Annotated in this window: 18 protein-coding genes; 9 read left to right on the top strand and 9 right to left on the bottom strand. The window is 72.6% G+C overall.

The annotated features are described in order from the left end of the window. The first annotated feature begins 7 nt into the window (after window positions 1-7). The gene (locus CFP66_RS24310) at window positions 8-217 is read left to right on the top strand and encodes a dodecin (RefSeq protein ID WP_094927458.1); all 210 of its coding nucleotides are present in this window, start codon (window positions 8-10) and stop codon (window positions 215-217) included. A gap of 187 nt (window positions 218-404) precedes the next feature. Here the strand turns inward: CFP66_RS24310 and CFP66_RS24305 are convergent, their stop codons facing one another. Both CFP66_RS24305 and CFP66_RS24300 read right to left on the bottom strand, forming a co-directional pair. Continuing rightward, entirely contained in the window at window positions 405-1184 is a 780-nt protein-coding gene (locus CFP66_RS24305; RefSeq protein WP_143517371.1) for an aminotransferase class IV, read from the bottom strand. 11 nt (window positions 1185-1195) lie between these two features. Then, window positions 1196-2095, bottom strand: coding sequence for a TIGR03564 family F420-dependent LLM class oxidoreductase (locus CFP66_RS24300; protein ID WP_198961639.1), 900 nt, complete (start codon window positions 2093-2095; stop codon window positions 1196-1198). An 88-nt stretch (window positions 2096-2183) separates the two neighbouring features. Here CFP66_RS24300 and CFP66_RS24295 point away from each other — a divergent pair, with 88 nt between their 5' ends. The 6 genes from CFP66_RS24295 to CFP66_RS24270 all read left to right on the top strand — a co-directional run bounded on the left by CFP66_RS24295 (window position 2184) and on the right by CFP66_RS24270 (window position 9044). Next, window positions 2184-3224, top strand: coding sequence for a hypothetical protein (locus tag CFP66_RS24295; RefSeq protein WP_143517370.1), 1041 nt, complete (start codon window positions 2184-2186; stop codon window positions 3222-3224). Between the two features lie 45 nt (window positions 3225-3269). Next, the gene (locus CFP66_RS24290; protein ID WP_094927454.1) at window positions 3270-4643 is read left to right on the top strand and encodes an FAD-dependent oxidoreductase; all 1374 of its coding nucleotides are present in this window, start codon (window positions 3270-3272) and stop codon (window positions 4641-4643) included. A gap of 70 nt (window positions 4644-4713) precedes the next feature. Next, entirely contained in the window at window positions 4714-6084 is a 1371-nt protein-coding gene (locus CFP66_RS24285; RefSeq protein ID WP_369805149.1) for an MFS transporter, read from the top strand. 24 nt (window positions 6085-6108) lie between these two features. Next, window positions 6109-7281, top strand: a complete 1173-nt coding sequence (locus CFP66_RS24280) for a CaiB/BaiF CoA-transferase family protein (RefSeq protein WP_094927453.1) — start codon at window positions 6109-6111, stop codon at window positions 7279-7281. Continuing rightward, window positions 7274-8047, top strand: coding sequence for an enoyl-CoA hydratase/isomerase family protein (locus CFP66_RS24275; protein ID WP_094927452.1), 774 nt, complete (start codon window positions 7274-7276; stop codon window positions 8045-8047). Before CFP66_RS24280 ends, CFP66_RS24275 begins: the two co-directional genes overlap by 8 nt. A 103-nt stretch (window positions 8048-8150) precedes the next feature. After that, a complete protein-coding gene (locus CFP66_RS24270) occupies window positions 8151-9044 on the top strand; it encodes a phosphotransferase family protein (RefSeq protein WP_233159680.1) in 894 nt (297 codons plus the stop codon). A 212-nt stretch (window positions 9045-9256) separates the two neighbouring features. On the opposite strand, the gene CFP66_RS24265 is transcribed toward CFP66_RS24270, so the two are convergent. Continuing rightward, the gene (locus CFP66_RS24265; RefSeq protein WP_094927450.1) at window positions 9257-10270 is read right to left on the bottom strand and encodes an ABC transporter substrate-binding protein; all 1014 of its coding nucleotides are present in this window, start codon (window positions 10268-10270) and stop codon (window positions 9257-9259) included. A gap of 120 nt (window positions 10271-10390) precedes the next feature. Here CFP66_RS24265 and CFP66_RS24260 point away from each other — a divergent pair, with 120 nt between their 5' ends. Next, the gene (locus CFP66_RS24260; RefSeq protein WP_233159678.1) at window positions 10391-12646 is read left to right on the top strand and encodes a helicase-associated domain-containing protein; all 2256 of its coding nucleotides are present in this window, start codon (window positions 10391-10393) and stop codon (window positions 12644-12646) included. A 7-nt stretch (window positions 12647-12653) separates the two neighbouring features. Here CFP66_RS24260 and CFP66_RS50385 read toward each other — a convergent pair whose 3' ends face one another. The 5 genes from CFP66_RS50385 to CFP66_RS24240 form a co-directional block, all read right to left on the bottom strand. After that, window positions 12654-12830 (bottom strand): BBE domain-containing protein, encoded by a 177-nt coding sequence (locus tag CFP66_RS50385; RefSeq protein ID WP_369805152.1) that lies wholly within the window; start codon window positions 12828-12830, stop codon window positions 12654-12656. 13 nt (window positions 12831-12843) lie between these two features. Further along, window positions 12844-13383 carry a GNAT family N-acetyltransferase gene (locus CFP66_RS24255; protein ID WP_094927449.1) on the bottom strand — a complete coding sequence of 180 codons (540 nt, stop codon included), beginning with the start codon at window positions 13381-13383 and terminating at the stop codon, window positions 12844-12846. After that, window positions 13380-14720, bottom strand: coding sequence for a DUF2786 domain-containing protein (locus tag CFP66_RS24250; RefSeq protein ID WP_094927448.1), 1341 nt, complete (start codon window positions 14718-14720; stop codon window positions 13380-13382). The genes CFP66_RS24255 and CFP66_RS24250 overlap by 4 nt, the downstream gene beginning before the upstream one ends. 77 nt (window positions 14721-14797) lie before the next feature. Continuing rightward, window positions 14798-15253 carry a MaoC family dehydratase gene (locus CFP66_RS24245; protein ID WP_094927447.1) on the bottom strand — a complete coding sequence of 152 codons (456 nt, stop codon included), beginning with the start codon at window positions 15251-15253 and terminating at the stop codon, window positions 14798-14800. Beyond that, window positions 15250-16491 (bottom strand): MFS transporter, encoded by a 1242-nt coding sequence (locus tag CFP66_RS24240; RefSeq protein WP_233159676.1) that lies wholly within the window; start codon window positions 16489-16491, stop codon window positions 15250-15252. The genes CFP66_RS24245 and CFP66_RS24240 overlap by 4 nt, the downstream gene beginning before the upstream one ends. Before the next feature lie 150 nt (window positions 16492-16641). On the opposite strand from CFP66_RS24240, the gene CFP66_RS24235 reads away from it, so the two are divergent. After that, window positions 16642-17220: a TetR/AcrR family transcriptional regulator gene (locus tag CFP66_RS24235; RefSeq protein ID WP_094927445.1), complete on the top strand. Its 579-nt coding sequence runs from the start codon at window positions 16642-16644 to the stop codon at window positions 17218-17220. On the opposite strand, the gene CFP66_RS24230 is transcribed toward CFP66_RS24235, so the two are convergent. Then, complete coding sequence (locus CFP66_RS24230) at window positions 17209-18780, bottom strand: Na+/H+ antiporter NhaC family protein (RefSeq protein WP_094927444.1); 1572 nt, start codon at window positions 18778-18780, stop codon at window positions 17209-17211. The genes CFP66_RS24235 and CFP66_RS24230 overlap by 12 nt on opposite strands. Between the last annotated feature and the right edge of the window lie 355 nt (window positions 18781-19135).

The raw sequence follows: 19135 nt of genomic DNA, 5'->3' as shown, positions 1-19135 counted from the left end.
TCACGGCATGGACCATGTGTACCGCGTCACAGAAATCGTCGGCAGCAGCTCCAACAGCCTCGACGAGGCCATCCGCCACGGCATCGGCCGCGCCACGCAGACCCTGCGCAACGTGGACTGGTTCGAGGTCACCGAGATCCGCGGGGCCGTGCAGGAGGACCGGGTGAGCTACTTCCAGGTCGGCATGAAGATCGGGTTCCGGCTCGACGAGGGCTGACCCGATGCGGTGAGCAGATGACCCATGATCGGTCCGAGGTCGAGGTTTCCGCCCTCGTCGGGGCGATGAGCTGGATCTCGGAAGGATCAACGGGTCGTGATCGGTCTGAGTTCGAGCTTTCCGCCCTCGCCGGGGCGATCAGCTGGATCTCGGATCGATCATGGCCGCTCGGCGGTGCCGCCGTCGATCATCGGGTCCGGGCGTCGATGTAGCGGCGCAGGGCCTCGGCGGCCGCGGCCGTCAGCGGGCCGGGGGCGGCGGGCAGCGCACGCCCGTCGATCGCGGCCACCGGCTGGACCTCGCGCGTGGTCGAGGCCAGGAACGCCTCCTCCAGCCGGGGGAGCTCCGCGCGGTCCAGGCTCCGTTCGGCCACGCGGGAGAGCGTGAGGACGTGGCGGCGGGTGATCGAGTCGAGGATGTGGTCCTCCAGCGGCGGGGTGTGCAGGCGACCGCCGAGGACGTAGAAGAACGCCGACGTCGGGGCCTCGAGCACGTGCCAGTCCGGCGTCACGAGCAGTGCCTCGTCCGCGCCTGCCTCGCGCGCGAGCCGGGAGGCGAGCATGTTGGCCGCGTAGGACAGCGACTTGACCGCGTCGAGCACGCGCGTGGGGGCGTACTCGACGGTGCCCAGCGTGACGCTCGCGCGCTGCTCGGGGAGCGGGGCGAGCACGGCCACCCGGCGCCCGCCGCGCGTGATCAGCAGCCGGACGGTGCCATCGACCGCGCCGGCCTTCGCGAGCAGCGCGTCGACCTCGGCCCGGGCGGCGTCGAGGTCGAACTCCAGCCGGACGTTCGCCGCGGACCGCACGAGCCGGGTGAGGTGCTCGTCCCAGGCGAAGGGGCGCCCGGCGTAGAGGCGGGCGACCTCGAACACACCGTCGCCCCGCAGCAGGCCCTCGTCGGTGATCGGGATCGTCATCTCGTCGGCGCGGCCGATGATGCCGTTCACGGATGCCAGATCGTCCACGGCTCGCAAGCCTACGGACGGCAGCTCAGGAGGAGCGCGCGGCTGCGGGCCTGCAGTTCCGAGGGCCCGAAGGGGGAGCCGACGAACTCGGCGACGCCTGCGGCGCGCATCTCCTCGACCCGCCCGGCGACCTCGGACTCGGTGCCGATCAGCGCGGCGTCCTCCGGCCCGGCCCAGCCCTCGCGGTCGAGCATCGCGCGGTAGGAGGGCAGCTTCCCGTAGGTCTCGAAGTTCTCGGCCGCCTGCGCGCGGGCGGCCGCGGCGTCGTCGGTGACGCAGATCGGCAGCGCCGCGATCACCTCCACCGGACGCCCGTCGGCCGCCTCGCGCAACCCGGGGCCGGTGTGTTCGGCGAGCGTGCGGGGCCCGGTCATCCAGGTCATCGTGCCGGCGGTGCGCCGCCCTGCGAGGCGCAGCATCTGCGGGCCGAGGGCGGCGATGTACACCGGAGGTGTCGGGGCGTCGTGGATCACCAGCCGCCCGCGTGTGCTGGTGAACTCCCCGGTTGCGTCGGCGGCATCCCCGGCGAGCAGGGGCAGGAGCCCGTCGAGGAACTCCCGCATCCGCCGCACCGGCCGCTCCCACGACATGCCCCAGACGTTCTCGACCACGATCTGGTGGCTCAGCCCGAGCCCCAGCAGCAGCCGTCCGCCGGAGATCAGGTTGACGGTCAGGGCGCGCTGGGCCAGCGCCATCGGGTGCTGCACCTGGATCGGCAGCACACCCGTGCCGACCTCGATGCCCTCGACCTCGCGCAGCGCCACGGCCAGGGTGGTCAGCAGGTCGGGGTCCTGGGGGAGCTGCGACGTCCACGCCCGCGTGAAGCCCTCGTCGCGGACCTGCCGCAGGCGCTCGACGTAGCCGTTCACCGGGTCGCGGTTCCCGAGGAAGGTCAGCACGCTGATCCGCATCCGCATCACCTTGCCACGTCGTTCACAGGTGCGAACGAAATCGCCCGTTCCGCCCCACCGACGGGTGTCGCAGCGCGATCCTGCGCCGATGACGACCTACGCCTACGACACCGGCACCCACCAGCTCGTCGCCGTGTGGGACACCGGCATCGGCGCCACCGCGCAGCTGGTTGCGCACCTGAACGCCGCCACGCAGGAGACGGCCGGCCTGCACCTGGCCCAGGCCCTGACCCGGCTGTCCGAGGCGGTGTGGTTGAGCTACCTCCAGCCGGAGGTCTTCGACATCCCCGTGGCGGCGGCAGTCGGGGCGATCCGCCGCCCGCACCTCCCGCAAGCCGGCATCGTGCGCGTGGAGATGCACCCGGTCGTGGAGAGCGCGCACCGCGTCGGGCGGGAGCTGTGCGAGGTGGGGAGCGCCGGGGTCACCCGAGCGGTCGTGGCCGACGTCGAGGAGGAGATGGCCGCCGCCGGGAACGCCGAGCGCGGCGACCTCGCGGGCCGCGCGCGCCAGGCCGTGATGCTCACCCGCGTGACACCGTCGCCGGCGCAGATCGCGGAGGCCGACCGGCTGCTGCACGAGGTGCCGATGTGCGGCCCGGGGCTGTACACGCAGGTCGAGCCCGCTGCCGCCGCCGTCGCCGCGATCCACTGGTTCCTGGCGGCCGTCACCGTCGTGGAGCGTCTCGCCCGGACCACCGGGGAGGACGTCCTCGAACAGGCCGAGCAGGTCGAGTACTTCGATTCGGCGGTCGCCGGCACCGTGGTGCGCATGGCGGCCGTCGGCCGGCCGGACCGGACACCGCTGGGCATCGCGCAGGAGCTGTTGCGGATGGCGGTGCTGACGTCGCGGGGGATGCTCCTCGCCCCGAGCGAGCCCGCCGAGGACGGCCCGTTCTTCACCGCGCTGGACCCCGCTCGCCCCGCCCGCTGCCTGCTCGACGGGCTCGTCGCCGGAATCCAGGCACTGGCGGCGCTGCACGCCACCCACCTCGAGTGCGATTTCGACCCGGGGTGCAGCGAGAGGGAGTGGACGGAGCACGCGCGCACCCACTTCGACGCCGCCGTCCGGGAGGAGGCCGCGGCCCGGGCACCGGAGCGGATGGCGGAGCTGGTGATGCCGTCCGCGTGAAGGTCGGCCTTGCCAGCGGGCATGCTGCCGATGTAGAACCGATATATGAGCGATGCACGACCGGTCGACGAATTCCCCGGGTGGCAGCTGAGCAACGACGGAGGCGCCGGTCTCCCGGTGCTGCACGAGGTCGACGTCGTGGTGGTCGGAGGCGGTGCGGCCGGGGTCGCGGCCGCGACGGTCGCCGCCGAGGCGGGCCACTCCGTGGTGCTGGTCGAGAAGTACGGCTTCTGCGGCGGCGCCGCCGTCGCGGGGATGTCCGGGACGATCTGCGGCTCCTACCTGGCCTCCGAGTCCGAGGACGGCCGCCGGCGCGTCATCGAGGGGTTCACGGGCCGCTTCCGCGAGCTCCTGCTCGAGCGCGGCGGGCTCACCGAGCCGCAGCTCTACGGCAAGACGCTCACCGAGGCGCACGATCCCCTCGTCTGGCGCGAGGTCGCCGACCACCTGCTCGTGACGGCGGGCGTCACGGTCCTGCTGCACACCACCGTGGTCGGGGTCCTGCTCGACGCGGACGGGACCCACCACGGCGTCGTCGTCGAGTCCACCGCAGGCCGTTCCACGATCCGCGCCGCCCGCACCATCGACGCGTCCGGCGACGCCGCGGTCGTCGCGCGGGCGGGGCACCGCACCGTCTTCGGCGCCGACGGCTCCATCCAGAACCCCACGATGTTCTTCCGGCTCGGCGACGTCGACGTGCCGGAGTTCGACCGGGCGTGGGGCCGCGACACGATCTGCGAGCCCTGGGTGTCGGACGCGATCATCGCCGCCCGCGGCGAGGGGCTGGACCTGCCCCGTTCCAAGATCTGGATCTTCCGCACCACCCGGCCGCACGAGTTGCTGGTCAACGCCACCCGGCTGACCGCGCGCGACGGCCGGATGCTCAACGTCGTCGATCCCGCCGACTTCACCGAGGCCGAGATCCTCGGCCGTGCCCAGGTCCGGGACTACGCGGCGTTCCTGCGAGCGCACGTCCCCGGCTGCGCCGCCGCCCACGTCGTCGACACCGGCGTCGAGGCGGGCATCCGGCAGACCCGCTCCATCGTCGGCGCCGAGACCCTCCGCAACGACGACGTCCTGGCGTGTCGCAAGCGGCCCGACGGCGTGGTCCGGTCACCGTGGCCGATCGAGCTGCACAGCGGCGACCGGCCGCGCCTGGAGTGGCTGTTCGACGACGTCTACGAGGTCCCCTACCTGGCCCTCGTGCCCGCGACCGGCGAGAACGTCATCACCGCGGGCCGCTGCCTGTCCGCGGAGCACGAGGCGCTCGCGTCGGCGCGCGTGACCGCGCAGTGCTTCGAGTACGGCCACGCGGCGGCCGTCGCCACGTCGCTGTCGCTGCGCAGGTCGCTGCGCTACCGCGAGATCGACGGCGCCGACGTCCGCGCGGTGATGCGCGAGCACGGCAGCGCCCTCTGAACCAGCGCCCTCTGAACTGCGGCGCCTCTGACCCCTCCGTACCACCCGACCACAGGCGAAGGAGCCATCGGTGAGTCGCCCCCTCCCCGGCGCGGAAGTGACCGCGACCAGTCCCACGAAGTTGCGCAAGGTCATTGCCGCCTCCATGGCGGGGACGGTGGCCGAGTGGTACGAGTTCCTGCTCTACTCGGCCGGCTCCGCGCTGGTCTTCGGCACGCTGTTCTTCCCGAGCGCCGACGACCCCCTCGACGGCGTCATCAACGCGCTGCTCATCTACGCGGTCGGGTTCGTCGCCCGCCCGTTGGGCGGCATGGTGTTCGGCTACTTCGGCGACCGGTACGGGCGCAAGAAGCTGCTGCAGGTGAGCCTGCTGCTGGTCGGAGCCGCCACGTTCCTCATCGGCTGCCTCCCCGGCTTCGCCACGATCGGCTACTGGGCTCCGGTGCTGCTGGTGGTCCTGCGCTTCGTGCAGGGCTTCGCCGTCGGCGGCGAGTGGGGCGGAGCCGTCCTGCTGGTGGGCGAGCACAGCCCGCCGGAGCGGCGCGGGTTCTGGTCGAGCTGGCCGCAGGCCGGGCTGCCGGTGGGCAACCTGCTGGCCACGGTGGCGCTGCTGTCGCTGGCCTTCGGCCTGCCCGAGGAGGCGTTCCTGGCGTGGGGGTGGCGCGTCGCGTTCTGGGCGTCGGCCGTGATCGTGATCATCGGCTACTACATCCGCACGCAGGTCGAGGAAGCCCCGATCTTCGTGCAGTCGATGGAGAAGGCGAAGACGCAGGCCGTACAGAACCTGGGCGTCTTCGAGGTGGTGCGCCGCTACCCGCGGGGCATCCTCGTGGCGATGGGCGCGCGGGTGGCCGAGAACATCCTCTACCAGGTCGTCGTCACGTTCTCGATCACCTACCTGTCGATCAAGGTCGGCAGCAGCACCACGGACATCCTCCTGCTGCTGGTCGTCGCGCACGTCGTCCACTTCGCGGTCGTGCCGCTGTTCGGCCACCTCGCCGACCGCATCGGACGGCGGCCCGTCTTCCTCGTGGGCTCGGTGCTGATGTGCGGCTGGGGCTTCGTCGGCTTCCCGTTGATGGACACCGGCAGCGACGTGCTGATCGTGGTCGCGCTCGTCCTCGGCGTCGTCGTGCACGCACTGATGTACGCACCGCAGCCCGCGATGATGGCCGAGATGTTCCCGACCCGGATGCGGTACTCGGGGGTGTCCTTCGGCTACCAGATGACCTCGATTTTCGCCGGGTCACTGGCGCCGTTCATCACCGCGTCGCTGCTGCGGGCCTACGACTCGTCCGTGCCGATCTCGGTCTACCTGCTGGTCGCAGCCGTCATCTCCACGGTCGCGGTGGCCTTCGCCCGGGAGACGAAGGGCATCTCGCTGGAGAGCGTCGACCTCGCCGACGACGCGCGCGAGGCCGCGGGCGTCCCCACCCACTAAGAACCTCCGGAAGGGAGGCCGGTCGTGCTCTCGGGCGTGTCCGTCGTCAGCTTCACCCACTTCCTGCAGGGCCCCTCGGCCACGCAGATCCTCGCCGACCTCGGCGCCGACGTGATCAAGGTCGAGCCGACCGGCGGCGCGTTCGAGCGCGGCTGGTCGGGCCCCGACGCCTACCTCGACGGCGAGAGCGTCTTCTTCCTGCTGGGCAACCGCAACGCGCGCAGCCTGAGCATCGACATGAAGGCGCCCGAGTCGATCGCGCTGCTGCGCAAGCTGCTCGCCGAGGCCGACGTCCTGGTCGAGAGCTTCCGCCCGGGCACGATGGAGCGCCTCGGGCTCGGCTACGAGTCGCTCAAGGAGCTCAACCCGCGGCTCGTCTACTGCTCGCTGTCGGGCTACGGGGCCGACGGGCCCTACAAGGACCGTCCCGGGCAGGACGTCCTGATCCAGTCGCTCTCCGGGCTCGCGCACGCCACCGGCGGCGGCGACACCCCGCCCACGCCGGTCGGCGCCTCGATCGTCGACCAGCACGGCGCCGTCCTCGGCGCGCTCGGCATCCTGGCGGCGCTGCACGGGCGGGAACGGACCGGGCGCGGCTGCCTGGTCGAGAGCAACCTGCTCAGCGCCGCCCTCGACCTGCAGATCGAGCCGCTCGCCTACCACCTCAACGGGTCCCGCGGCGAGCGCAGCCCGTCGCGGATCTCGTCGATGTTCTACAAGGCGCCCTACGGCGTCTTCCCGACGGCCGACGGGCACATCTGCGTCTCGATCACGGCCCCGCCGGTGCTCGCGGCGGTCCTCGACGACCCGTGGTTCGCGAGCGTCGCCGACGACGAGGTGCTGGCCCGGCGCGAGGAGGTCAACGAGCGCGTCGCGGGACACCTCGCCGCGCGCACGACCAAGGAGTGGGAGGACCTGTTCACCGAACGCAAGGTCTGGTTCGCGCCGGTCAACGACTACGCGGCGGTCGTCGACGATCCCCAGGTGCGCCACAACGAGTCGGTGCTGCGCTTCGACCACCCGACCGCGGGAGAGGTGGCGGTGCTCGGTCACCCGGTGCGCTACGACGGTGAGCGGCCGGGACTGCGGTCGCTGCCGCCCGCGCTGGGCGAGCACACCCGCGCCGTCCTCGCCGAGCTGGACCTCACCGCGGAGCAGATCGACGCGCTGGTGGCGAAGGGGGTCGTCCGTGGCTGACGACAACGCCGTCCGCGCCGAGCGCCACGGTGCGGTCGAGCTGCTGGTGCTGGACCGGCCCCGCAAGCTCAACGCCTTCGACCTGCAGATGCTCGGCGAGCTGGACGCGCACCTGGCGCGGGTGGCCGCCGACCGCGAGGTCAGGGCGGTCGTCCTCACCGGCGGGCCGCGGGCGTTCTCCGCGGGCGCCGACATCCGCGGCTACCTCGACGCCTCCCCGGGGCAGCTGCGCACGATCACCGAGACGGCGGGGGCGCTCTGCCGCCGGATCGCGGAGCTGCCGGTACCGACCGTGGCGGCGGTGCGCGGGCTCGCGCTCGGCGGCGGGTTCGAGGTCGTGCTGGCGTGCGACCTGGTCGTCGCCGCGCAGGACGCCCGGTTCGGCCTCCCCGAGACCGAGCTGGGCCTGATCCCCGGCTGGGGCGGGACGCAGCGCCTCACCCGGCTGCTCGGAGTGCACCGGACGCTCGAGCTGATCCTCACCGCGGGCGGCCTGGATGCGGCCGAGGCGCACCGGCTCGGGGTGGTCAACCGGGTCCGTCCCGCCGACGACGTGGTGCCCGAGGCGCTGGCCTGGGCCCAGGAGCTCACCCGACGGGCCCCGCACGCCCTCGCGGCGGCCAAGACGGCCGTCCGCGCCGCCGCGGCCGGGGAGGGCTTTGCCCTGGAGCGCGAGCTGCTGCTCGGCCTCTACCGGACCGCCGACGGGGTGGAGGGTGTCCGGGCGTTCGCGGAGAAGCGGAAGGCGGTGTTCGGCGGGCGGTAGGTCAGCGCGGCCCGTCGATGGATGGACCGGCCGGTTCGGCCGTAAGTTGCTGGGCATGTGCTGCGCTCATTCCGAAGAGCTGCCGGCCGAGGTCCTGGACGACGTGGCCGGCGTGATCGGGACAGAGGTCACTCTTCTCGACCGCCTGACCGGAGGCGTCAACGGGGGTGCCGTGCGCGTCCGGTTGGCCGGAATGCCACATGCAGTGCTCAAGGCAGTGCCCCGCGCACACTCCGACCACCTGGACGAGACGTTGCGCGCCCAGAGAATCGTCGAGCACATGCGCGGGCGCGGCTATCCCACCCCGGCCTGGCTCGGAGTGGGGGCCACAGCTACTCATGTATGGCATCTGATGGATTTCGTTGACGCGGCTCCCGCGTCAGCGCTGACCCCGTCCCTCGTCGAGCAGCTGATGGAGATCATCGAGCTCCAGGCCGGTCAAGCCTCCGAGCCCTACGACCACTGGTCCTACGCCTGGCGGGTCGCCACCGGTCAGGAACCGGCTGTCGCCGGGCCGGATTTCGACGAGACGCCGGAGCAGTCGCGTCTCCGCCGGTCCATGGCCGGGCTCTCGGGGTATTCCTCCCTGGTGTCGGTCTTGGTCGAGCGCCTGCGGCTCGTGTGTGCCGACGTCGCACCACCACGGGAGGCACCCGACATGGTCCATACCGATCTCTCGACCCCCAGCAACGTCCTGGTCCGTGACGGAGCGGTGGTGGCGGTCGTCGATATCGGGAACGCAGGTAGCGGCACGCGGGCGACCGATCTCATGACCCTCGCGTGGTACACGTTCCAGGATCCGCTGCTGGACGGTGTCCGAACGCGGCTGTGGACGAGAATCCTGGACCTGGTCGGCGGGGAGGGGGCGGCGGTGCTCGTAGCGTCACAGATCCTCCACATGCTCGAGATCCCCATCCGTCACGGGCGCGGTGATGCCGTTCCCGGGGTCGTCGAGCGCGGCCATCGCGCCCTCGACGAGCTGAACGCGCTTCGCTGATGGTGTGCGAACAAGCTGCTGTCCAGATTGCTTGGCGCTGCGGTGATCATCGGTTGGGTGCACGAACGGCCGGATACGGCCGCCCGTGCGCCCGATCGATGACCAGGGCTTCTGGTCGGCGCTTCCGGCCCTGCCACGGCACCCGTCGCGCAGATCACGAAGTCCGGCCGTGGTGCCGGTCCGGCAGCAGATGGCGGAGCTGATGGCCCTGCTCAGCGCGCCCCGAGCGCCGTCCACTGGTCGACGAGGCTGTCGAGCACGGCGTCGTAGCCCTGGAACCCGTAGGAGCCCACCGACTCCTGCGAGTTGATCCGCACGACCCGCCCCGCCTGCACGGCCGGGAGCGTCGGCCACAGCGGCGAGCCCTCGAGCTCGGCGACCGCCGCCTCGCCCGCCGGGCCGGTGTTGGTCATGACGACGATCGTGTCGCCGGTGACCTGCCCGAGGCTCTCCGGGCTGATCAGCACGAACTCGCCGTCGCCGTACGGCTCGCCGCTGATCGCGCCGATCTCCGGGACGATCCGGGCGCCGGCCTCGGCGAGCCAGCGCGCCACGGACGAGCCCGTCGGCTGGTAGACGCGGAACTGCTGGCCGCCGATGCCCAGGACGATCGAGACGGCCCCGATGTCCCCGAGCTCGGCCAGCCGCGCCGCCCGCCGCTCGTCGAACGCGGTGATCAGGGCGTCGGCCTCGGCCTCGCGACCCACCACCGCGGCGATCGCCCGCAGGCTCACCGAGGCGTCGGTGAAGTCGACGTCGATCGCCACCGTCGGCGCGATCCCCGACAGCGCGGTGTACTGCTCCTCGATCCCGCCGGTCCAGCCGATCAGCAGGTCGGGCTCGAGCGCGGCGACGGCTTCCAGGTTGACGTCGTCGGCGCCGCCCGCCGTGGGGATCACGGTCACGTCCCGCGTCTGCTCGGCCACGAGCGGCGGGAACGGCGTGCCGATGATGCTCTCGGAGGTCAGCGCCCCGAGCGGCGTGATGCCGAGCGCGAGCAGGTGCGACAGCGCCGCGCGCCGGTCGAGCGCGAGCACGCGGGTCGGCGCCAGCGGAACCTCGGCCGTGCCCAGCGGGTGTGTCACGGTGCGGGTGGCCGGGGCGGCGGGACCGTCCGCGGGGCCGGACGAGCAGGCGGTGAGCAGCCCGGCGGCGCCGAGGAGGGCCAGGAACTCGCGGCGGGTCGCATCGGTGACGAGGGGTCGGGCGAGCACGGTCGGGGACATGCGCGAGAGCTTAAGTAAGGCTGGCCTTCCTCGTCGAGATCGGGTGTCGAGGTCGGGTGTCGAGGTCGGGTGTCGAGGTCGGATGTCGACGGTGGATGCCGCCGTGGTGCGATCGCGGTCGTGTCGCTCGCCACCCACCTCGCCGCCCTCGATCCGGCCCGGATGACCCAGCTCCTCGAGCAGCGCCCCGATGTCCTGGTCGAGCCGGTGCCGCGGACGTTCGAGGAGCTCGCGCAGCGACTGAACGGCGTCGACTCCCTGTCGGAGGCCCTGCAGCGGATCAACCGTGACGAGCTCGCCGTCGCCAGGGTCGTCGCGGTGCTGGGGGAGATGGAGCCGGCCACGCTCGCGGAGAGGCTGTGTGTTCCGGAGGCGGACGTCCGCGATGTGGTCGGCGTGCTGTGCGCCCGCGGCTTGGCGTGGGAGGTCCGCGGGCGGTTCGGTCTGCCGCCGCGCCTCGCGGAGCACCTCGGGGCCGACTTCGGCCCGCTCCGGCCGCTCGCGGTCATCGCCCGGAACTCCTACGTCGAGCACCTGCGGACGGCCGTGGCCGGGCTGGGCTCCGATCCCGAGGGGCTGCGCAAGCCTGAGCTGATCGCGCGGCTCGAAACGCTGCTGACCGATCCGGAGACCGTCGCCCGAGCCGTCCGTGATCGCTCGCCCGCAGCGCTGCAGCACCTCGCGCGCCTCGTGAGCGGCGAGGTCGTCTACAGCGGGTTCGGCCGTCAGGACGATCCGACCACCGAGCTGGTTCGCGCGGGCCTGCTCCTCGACGGGTCTTCCCACCAGCCGGCCCTACCGCGCGAGGTGGCCCTCTTGATCCTCCTCGACGGGATGACCGGCATCACCGGGCCGCCGTCGCTCCCGCCGGCGGATCAGGCCGCCGCGGATGGTCAGGCCGGCGCCCAAGCCGGGCTGCGCGCACTGACCACGTTGCTGGACGAGGCCCGCCACCGCCCGCTCGCGCCGATCAAGAAGGGCGGCGTCGGCGCGCGGGAACGGATGCGGCTCGCCAAGCGGCTCGGCCTGGCCGAGCCGGCCCTGTGGATCGACGTCGCCGCCGCGACCGGCCTGCTCGCGCAGACCAGGGAGGGCTACGCCCCTACCGATGCCTACGACGGCTGGCGCGAGGCCGACCCGGGCGTCCGCTGGGCGCGCAGCGCGCTCGCCTGGTTCGCCCTCGACGTGGCGCCGACCAGCCGCGAGACCGCGGACGGCGAGGTCGCTCCGCCCGTGCCGATGGTCTCCGGCGCGGGACTGCTGCGCCGGGCGCTGCTGCGGGCCGCCGCGGGTGGGCGATCGCTTCGGGCGGCAGGCGAGCAGATCGACTGGTTCTGCCCACTCCACAGCTACGACGACGAGCGCTGTTCCCGGAAACTCGCGGCGGCGCGGCTCGAGGGGGAGTTCCTCGGGGTCGTCACCGCCGACCGGCTGACGGAGCTCGGGGAGCACCTCGTCGCCGTGGCGGGCCGTCCGGACGCCGCGGACGAGCTGGCGCGGCGGTGCGCCGACCTGCTGCCGGCCGCGCCCGGGCTGCTCGTGCTCCAGTCCGACCTGACCGCGGTGGTGTCGGGCCAGACCAGCGCCGCGGCCGCTCGCCTGCTGGCCGCCGCGGCCACCCCGGAGTCCCCTGGTGCCGCGACGACCTGGCGATTCACGCCCGCGAGCGTGCGGGCGGCCCTCGACGCCGGCTGGACGGCCGACGAGCTGCGCGCCGGGCTCGTCGCGGCCGCTGACCGCCCGCTGCCGCAACCCCTGGACTACCTGCTCGGCGACGTCGCCCGCCGCCACGGCGCGGTGCGAGTACGCGAGGTCCGGACGTGCGTCACCGGCACGGAGGCGGAGATCAGCGAGATCGTCAACACCCGCTCGTTGCGGTCGCTGCAGCTGCGCCGTCTCGCGCCGACGGTGCTGGCCACCGCGGCGGACGTGGCGGAGGTGCTGTCGATGCTGCGCGCGGCGGGCTTCGCGCCGATGCCGGAGGACGCCGACGGCGTCGTGGTCCTGCCGGAGCGCGCCGCGGATCCGGCGCCGGAGACCACGGCGCCGAGGACGAGGGCCCGGGTGGCTGCGGCGGATCTGGCCACCCGGCTGCTCACCGACACCCCGGAGCCGCCGCGGGAGAGCCCGGCGCAGGTCGAGCTCGCCCGCCTCGACGCCGAGCTCGATGCGGCCGAGGTGGCGCTGCTCGCCGACGCGCTCGACCACGACCGCGACGTGCGAATCGTCTACCGGAACCAGGCCGGCAACCGCACGGTTCGCGAGATCCGGCCGCAGCAGCTGCACGGGCGGTGGCTGCACGCGTGGTGCCACCTGCGTTCCGCGGAACGCGAGTTCACGGTGGCCGGGATCGAGTCGGTCAGCCCTGTCGGCTGAGATCCCGCTACGGCAGCGGCGCGATGTTGTGATTGCGGTGGAAGACGTTGGCCGGGTCGTAGGCCCTCTTGACCTGCCGTGCGCCGGGCGCGCGATCGCGCGCCCCAGTGCCGCCGGTGGTGACCGGCGGCCGGACCGAAACCCATCGGTCGGACGAGACGGGGCTGCTCGGAGGGGGTGCCAGGGGCGTCGGCCTGCTAGGCCAGCGCCCGGCGGAATCCCCACAGGTGCACCGACGGCACCGGGCTCCAATCGAGTTCGGTGGCCCGGCGGAAGCCCAGCCTCACGTAGAGGGCGTGCGCGGCCGTCATCTCCGGCATCGACGACAGCACCAGCTCGGTGAGGCCCAGCCGGCGGGCGTCGGCCAGGCAGTGCTCGACCAGGGCGCGGGCGACGCCACGGCGACGAGCGGCGGGATGAACGGCCAGCATGCGGAACTCGCCCTGCTCGGGGCGGGTGGCCAGCTCGCGCAGCCCGGAGCCCGGCGGGCACCAGGTGAGCGTGCCGAGCAGCCGGCCGTCGGGCTCGGCGGCCACCAGCACCGCGGCTTCTGCGGCACGGCCCGCGGCGTCGAGCAGCACGGCTTCGTAGTGGTCGGCGCCGCCGTGGGCCAGGAACCCGTCGGCGCGGTAGCCGGCCACGCACAGCTCACCGGCCGCCGTGAGCTCGTGGGGACGGGCGGGCCGCACCGCGTAGCCGGTGCTGCGTTGCGCTTCCGCCTGCGGTTGCCGGCTCATGCGGACACCGCGGAGCGCTCGATGTCGAGATCGGCACGGTCGGCGGCCGCCCGGCCCGCGTGCCAGCCCGCGCCGTTGGTGACCGACACCGCCTTCTGCACGGTGTGGTGGTACATCTCCTGGAAGGTCTCCTCGACCACACGGGAGCGGTCGGCCAGCACGGGGAGCAGACGCTCGTCGGCCTGCGGTTCGGCTGCCGTGCCGGCCGCCTCCTGCAGCCGCTCGCCGATGCGGGCGGCGTAGGCGACGAGGAAGGACTGCCGGAAGGACCGGGTGCGCGAGGTGCCGGTGCGGCTGGTCTGGCTGCCTTCGGCGACCATCGCCCGCGTGGCCTGGACCAGCAGGGACGTGGCCAGCACTTCGGTGATGTCGAGATCGAGCTGGTCGCCGATCAGCGCGACGAAGCCGAGGTCGGGGTGGAAGACCGCCTTGCATCGGTTGGCCGCGGCGATCGCGGCGACGAGCTGCGACTTCGCCTCGAGGTACGGAGCGTCGAGCCAGAGCCGGGTGGACGTCGCCGCCTGTGGCCGGTGCTCGTCGGCGTCCAGCAGGGCCCGCTCGAAGGCGTGCCGGTTCATCAGCTCCTGCGCCTTGGCCGAGAGGGCCTCGGCCTCCTCCGGGAACTGGGTGGACTCGGCCTTGGCCAGCAGCGCGCGCACCCGCGAGAGGATCTTCTGGTCGACGCCGACGGCCGCCGTGGCGTGCTGGACCGCGCTGCCGGGCGGCGGCACGATCTGGGGCAGCCGCGGCAGCGTGACGAGCTCGGCGAGCAACGTGATCGTGGCGAGGAGGGCGTGTTCGACGGTGAGGCGGTGGCGGTGCGCCCACTGCGGCAGGTGCGGCCGGTCGCGCTTCCACCAGACGTCCGCGTCGAGCTGCCGGACCTGCGCGGCCCACCGCTCGTGGACCGTCTGCGCGGCGTGCTGCGCGGTGTCGGCGGCGATCATGTCCACCAGCAGGCCGGCGATCACGGCGTCGACCCGGCGGCGGGTGATCTCCCAGAGGTCGGCGGGCAGCCAGCCGCCGCGCCACATGACCCCGAGCGTGCGCGTGAGGATCATGCCCGCGGCCGTGCCGACGGCATGCGGGTTGCGGGCGAACTGGCCGTTGGCGAGCTCGGCCGCGCAGGCCGAGGCCTCGTCCGGATCACCGGTGCGGGCAACGGCCAGCAGTGTGTTGGCCAGTTGCTCGGCCGATGGTGGCGGTGGCGGGTCGGCGTACTCGTCGCCCCCGGGCCAGGGTGGGACGTCGCCGAACTCGTCGCGCGGCGGGGTGGGGCCCCGCTGCGGGCGTGCGCGCTTCTTCGCGGCGCGCTTCTCGCGGTTCCGCTTGCTCACCCGTGCCTCCTCGGCTACGCGTTGGAGTCGTGGCCGAAGGGTAGGGGTGGGTACCGACAGGACGAGGACGGCGCCCGTCACGCAGGGGCGCTTCCCTCCCAGCCGGGCATCGCCATGGTCCAGCACACCGCGGTGCCCTCCAGGGCGACGGTGCCGTCGTCCCGGGTGACGCTGCAGCTCAGCTTGGTGATCGGCTTGTCGTCGCGGGCGTCGGTGACCTCGACGCGGCCGGTGATGGTGTCGCCGGGGCGGACGGGCGCGGTGAAGTTCCAGGACACCGACAGGAACACGGTGCCGGGCCCGGGGAGCTCCTCGGCGACGACCGCGTTGAGGACGGCGCTCGTCACCCCGCCCTGGACGACGATCTGACCGAACCGCGACGACTCCGCGGCCCGGGTGTCGTAGTGCAGGGGATTGCGGTCGCCGCTGAGCGTCGTGAACAGGGCGATGTCGGCCTCGCGCACCGTGCGGGACAGCTCCGCGGTGGCTCCGACGGCCGGCTTTCCGAGCGGCCATGTGGACGTCGTGGTCATCGTGGCTCCTGAACGGGTGCGGGGGGCGTCCGGTGGTGGTGGCGTCGAAGGGTCTGCATGGCGCGCGCGCCGAGAACGGGACCGGGAACGAGCAGGAGGAAGGCGTACTGCCACCCGACGGCGTCGGCGAGCAACGGGACCAGCTGGATGCTGAGCACCGTCAGGGCGAACCCGAGTGCCGTCTGCGCCGTCAGGGCGGTCCCGACGAAGCGGGGGTCGACGAGCTCGCTGAGTGAGGTGGAGAAGACCCCGGAGTCGGCGATCACCGCGGCGCCCCACACCGCGCAGAACACGACGAGGACCGCAGGGGTGGCGTGGAAGGCCAGCGGCGAGAGCAGGCAGCACGCTCCGCTGACGGCCAACGCGGCCACCGCCACCGGCGCCCGCCCGAACCGGTCCGCGCCCAGCCCGCCGAGCAGGCAGCCGACCGCACCGAAGACGCCCATCGTCGCGAACACGACCAGCCCGACGGATCCCGGGAGCGCGTTTGCCGCGGAACTGGCCAGGAGGAAGGCGGGCAGCCAGGTCCAGAGGGCGTACAGCTCCCACATGTGTCCGAAGTAGCCGAGGTTCGCCAGCAGGGGGCCGCGCTCGGTGAACATCGTCAGCGCGTAACGGGGGTGCGGCGCGGACCTGCCGGACAGGTGCGGGCCCGGTCGCACGACCAGGACGGCCACCAGGGCGCCGAGCCCACCGAGCGCGGACGCGACGAACAGGACCGCGGACCACGGCAGGTCACCCAGCCCGCTGATGAGCTGAGGCATGGTGGAGCCGAGCGTCAGGGCCCCGACCAGGACACCCAGGGCGAGGCCGCGGCCCGCACTTGGGGCCCACGACGCCATCAGCTTCATCCCGACCGGGTACACGCCGGCCAGGCACACACCGGTCAGGAACCGCAGCGGGATCGCGCCGCCCATCCCGTCGACGGCCAGGGCGAGGACGAGCGTGCAGAGCGCGGCCGAGGCTGCGCTCACGGCCAGCAGCACGTGGGCGGCGATCCGGTCGGCCAGGTTCAGCGCGGCGGAGCCGATCGCCCCGACCACGAAGCCGATCTGGGTCGACCCGGTCAGCCACACGGCGCCGGCCGTGGAGATCCCCCAGTCCTGGCGCAGGCTCGGCACGACGGCCGATACCGAGAACCACACGGCGAGACCGAGCACCTGGACGAGGGCGATGGCAGCTCGCTGACGGCGGGCCGGGTCGGTGCCGTGGTGCTCGACGGTCACGTCGTGTCGCACGTAGGTCGCCTCCCGTAGCCGCTGTGACCGCGAACATAGACGGACCTGTCTGCCCATACAAGTCTGTACACCTCGGGTCGGAGGTGTGAGACCCTGGCCGTGCGAGCGCGAGAAACCGGATGATCTTCCGGACGGAGCGGAGGTGGGCGCATGAACCGTCGCCCGCGGCCCAACAAGCGGGACCTGATCGTCGAAGAGGCGTCGAAGCTCTTCTACCAGCGCGGCACCGCGCTCGGGGTGGACACCCTGATCGAGGAGATCGGCGTCGCGAAGATGACGCTCTACAAGCACTTCGCCACCAAGGACGAGCTCATCCTCGCCTGCCTGCGCTACGTCGACGCGCGCTACCGCGACCGTCTGCGCAACGGGCTCGGGGTCGACAGCTCACCCACCGAGCGGGTGCTGGGGATCTTCGACTCGCTCCGGCGTTGGTTCGACACGCCCAGCTTCCGCGGTTGTGCCTTCGTCAACGCCACCGTGGAGCTCGCGGACCCGGAGCACCCCGCGCACCGGGCGGTCCTCGAGCACAAGACCAGCACCCGCGAGTGGGTCGCCGAGCTGCTGGTCGAGTGCGGCGTCGCCGACCCGCAGTTCGTCGCGCGTCAGATCGTCCAACTCATGGAGGGCGCGATCACCACCGCGATGCTCGAACACGACGCGACGGCCGCCGACGTCGCGCGCGCGTCCGCCGCCCAGGTCCTGGCCGCGAGCTCGAGGTCAGCTCCCTGATCTCTCCTCGGGGCGGGCGGTGACCCGGGGCGAGCGCGCCCAGAGCAGGCCGACCGCGACGGCCAGCACCGCCACGGCGACGAGCAGCCCTGCGGCGCCGCTCCCGGTGACCCCCAGCGCGAGGTAGCCGACCGCCGAGGCGCCCGCGGCCACCAGTGCGAACGGCAGCTGGGTCGTCACGTGGTCGACCAGGTGGATGCCCGAGCCGATCGAGGACAGGATCGTCGTGTCCGACAGCGGGGACGTGTGGTCGCCGAAGATGGCGCCGGCGAGCACGGCACCGAACACGGGGACGAGCAGGGCGGGGTCGAGCGCCAGGGCGATCTCGGCGGCGATCGGCAGCAGCAGCCCGAACGTCCCGAACGTGCTGCCGATCGAGAAGGAGATGAACGAGGCCAGCGCGAACAGCAGGACGGGCAGCACGGCCAGCGGCAGCGCAGCGTCGATCAGCCCGGCCAGGTACTCGCCGATGCCGAGCTCGGAGATCACCCCGGCGGTGATCCACGCGAGGAACAGCACGGCCGCGGCCGTCAGCATCGACCGCAGCCCGGACACCGCCGCCCGTCCGACGAGGGCGCCGGGGGTGCGGCGCAGCAGCAGCGTTCCCGCCGAGAGCAGGCACGCGACGACGACACCGACGAAGAGCGAGAAGATGACGTCGGTGTTCGCCAGGATCTCCATCGGGGAGAGCGGGCCGTCGGTGCCGGCGATGCCGATCCACAGCGCGCAGGCCACGGTGACGCCGGTGAGCACCAGCACCGGCCACAGCAGGTCGCCGACATGGCCGTCGCTGCGCGCCTGCAGGTTGCGGTCGGCCTCGCCGGGCACCGGTCCGCGGGAGGAGTCGAACAGCACGCCGTCGTCGACCGCCAACTGCTCGTGCCGGCGCATCGGGCCGAAGGCGAGGCTGAGGACCGCCGTCGCCACCGCCAGCAGGAGCGCCGTGATCGCGTACAGGTTCATCGGGATCGACTGCAGGAACGCCTCGTAACCGGTGATGCCGGTGACGCCGTTGGCGTCGAGGATGCCCGTCATGGTGGCGGCGATGAACGCGGCCCACCCCGAGATCGGCACCAGGATGATCACCGGCGCCGCCGTGGAGTCCACGAGGTAGGACAGCTTCGCGCGGGAGATGCGGTGCTGGTCGGTGATGGAGCGGCTGACGTTGCCACCGACCAGCGAGCTGAACGCGTCGTCGAAGAAGATCACGATGCCCAGGACCACCGGCACCAACTGGGCCTGCACCCGCGTCCGGACCCTCGTGATCGCCCAGGACGCGAACGCCAGGAGGCCGCCGGAGACGTGGATGAACGAGGTCAGGACGCCCAGGAGCAGGACGACACCGAGGATGTAGACCTCCTCCGCCACCGCCCCCTCGTCGATCACGAGCCCGGCGGCGACGTCGACCACGAAGGTGGCCGCGACCAGCAGGTTCCCCTGGGCGTAGAGGAGGGCGCCGAGGGCGATGCCGAGCGCCAGGGAGATCAGGATCCGGCGGGTGGCGATGGCGCAGGCGATGGTGACGAGCGGCGGGAGCAGGGACAGCAGCGACGGTTCCAACGGATCTCCTCGTCATTGGGGAGCGTGTGGAAGCACTGGTCTTGTCTGATGGTCAGTCAATGTGTGAGGGACGTCAATGCCGATGACCGACGGGAGGGGCTGCGCCGAGGCACCTGCACGTGATCCAGCGCTCATGTGAAGCGGCCATGATCAGAAGTTCGGCGCGTTCGCGGGCGGAATCCGCCCGTTTTCGCGCCGAAGTCCTGATCATGCTCGCCACATCGCCCCGGCCTCGCTCGCATGGGCCCAGGTTTGCTCCGAGACACACGCGGAGGAAGCGGGGAGTAACGCAGCGTCGTGCGCCACCGACTCCTGGAGCAGCACGGGCAGGGGGACGGCCGTCACAGCGGATCGC

It is taken from the genome of Pseudonocardia sp. MH-G8, from assembly GCF_002262885.1.
In the GTDB taxonomy this organism is placed as follows: domain Bacteria; phylum Actinomycetota; class Actinomycetes; order Mycobacteriales; family Pseudonocardiaceae; genus Pseudonocardia.
The sequence above is the reverse complement of the archived record's forward strand: the minus strand, read 5'-3'. Positions and strand labels throughout refer to the sequence as shown.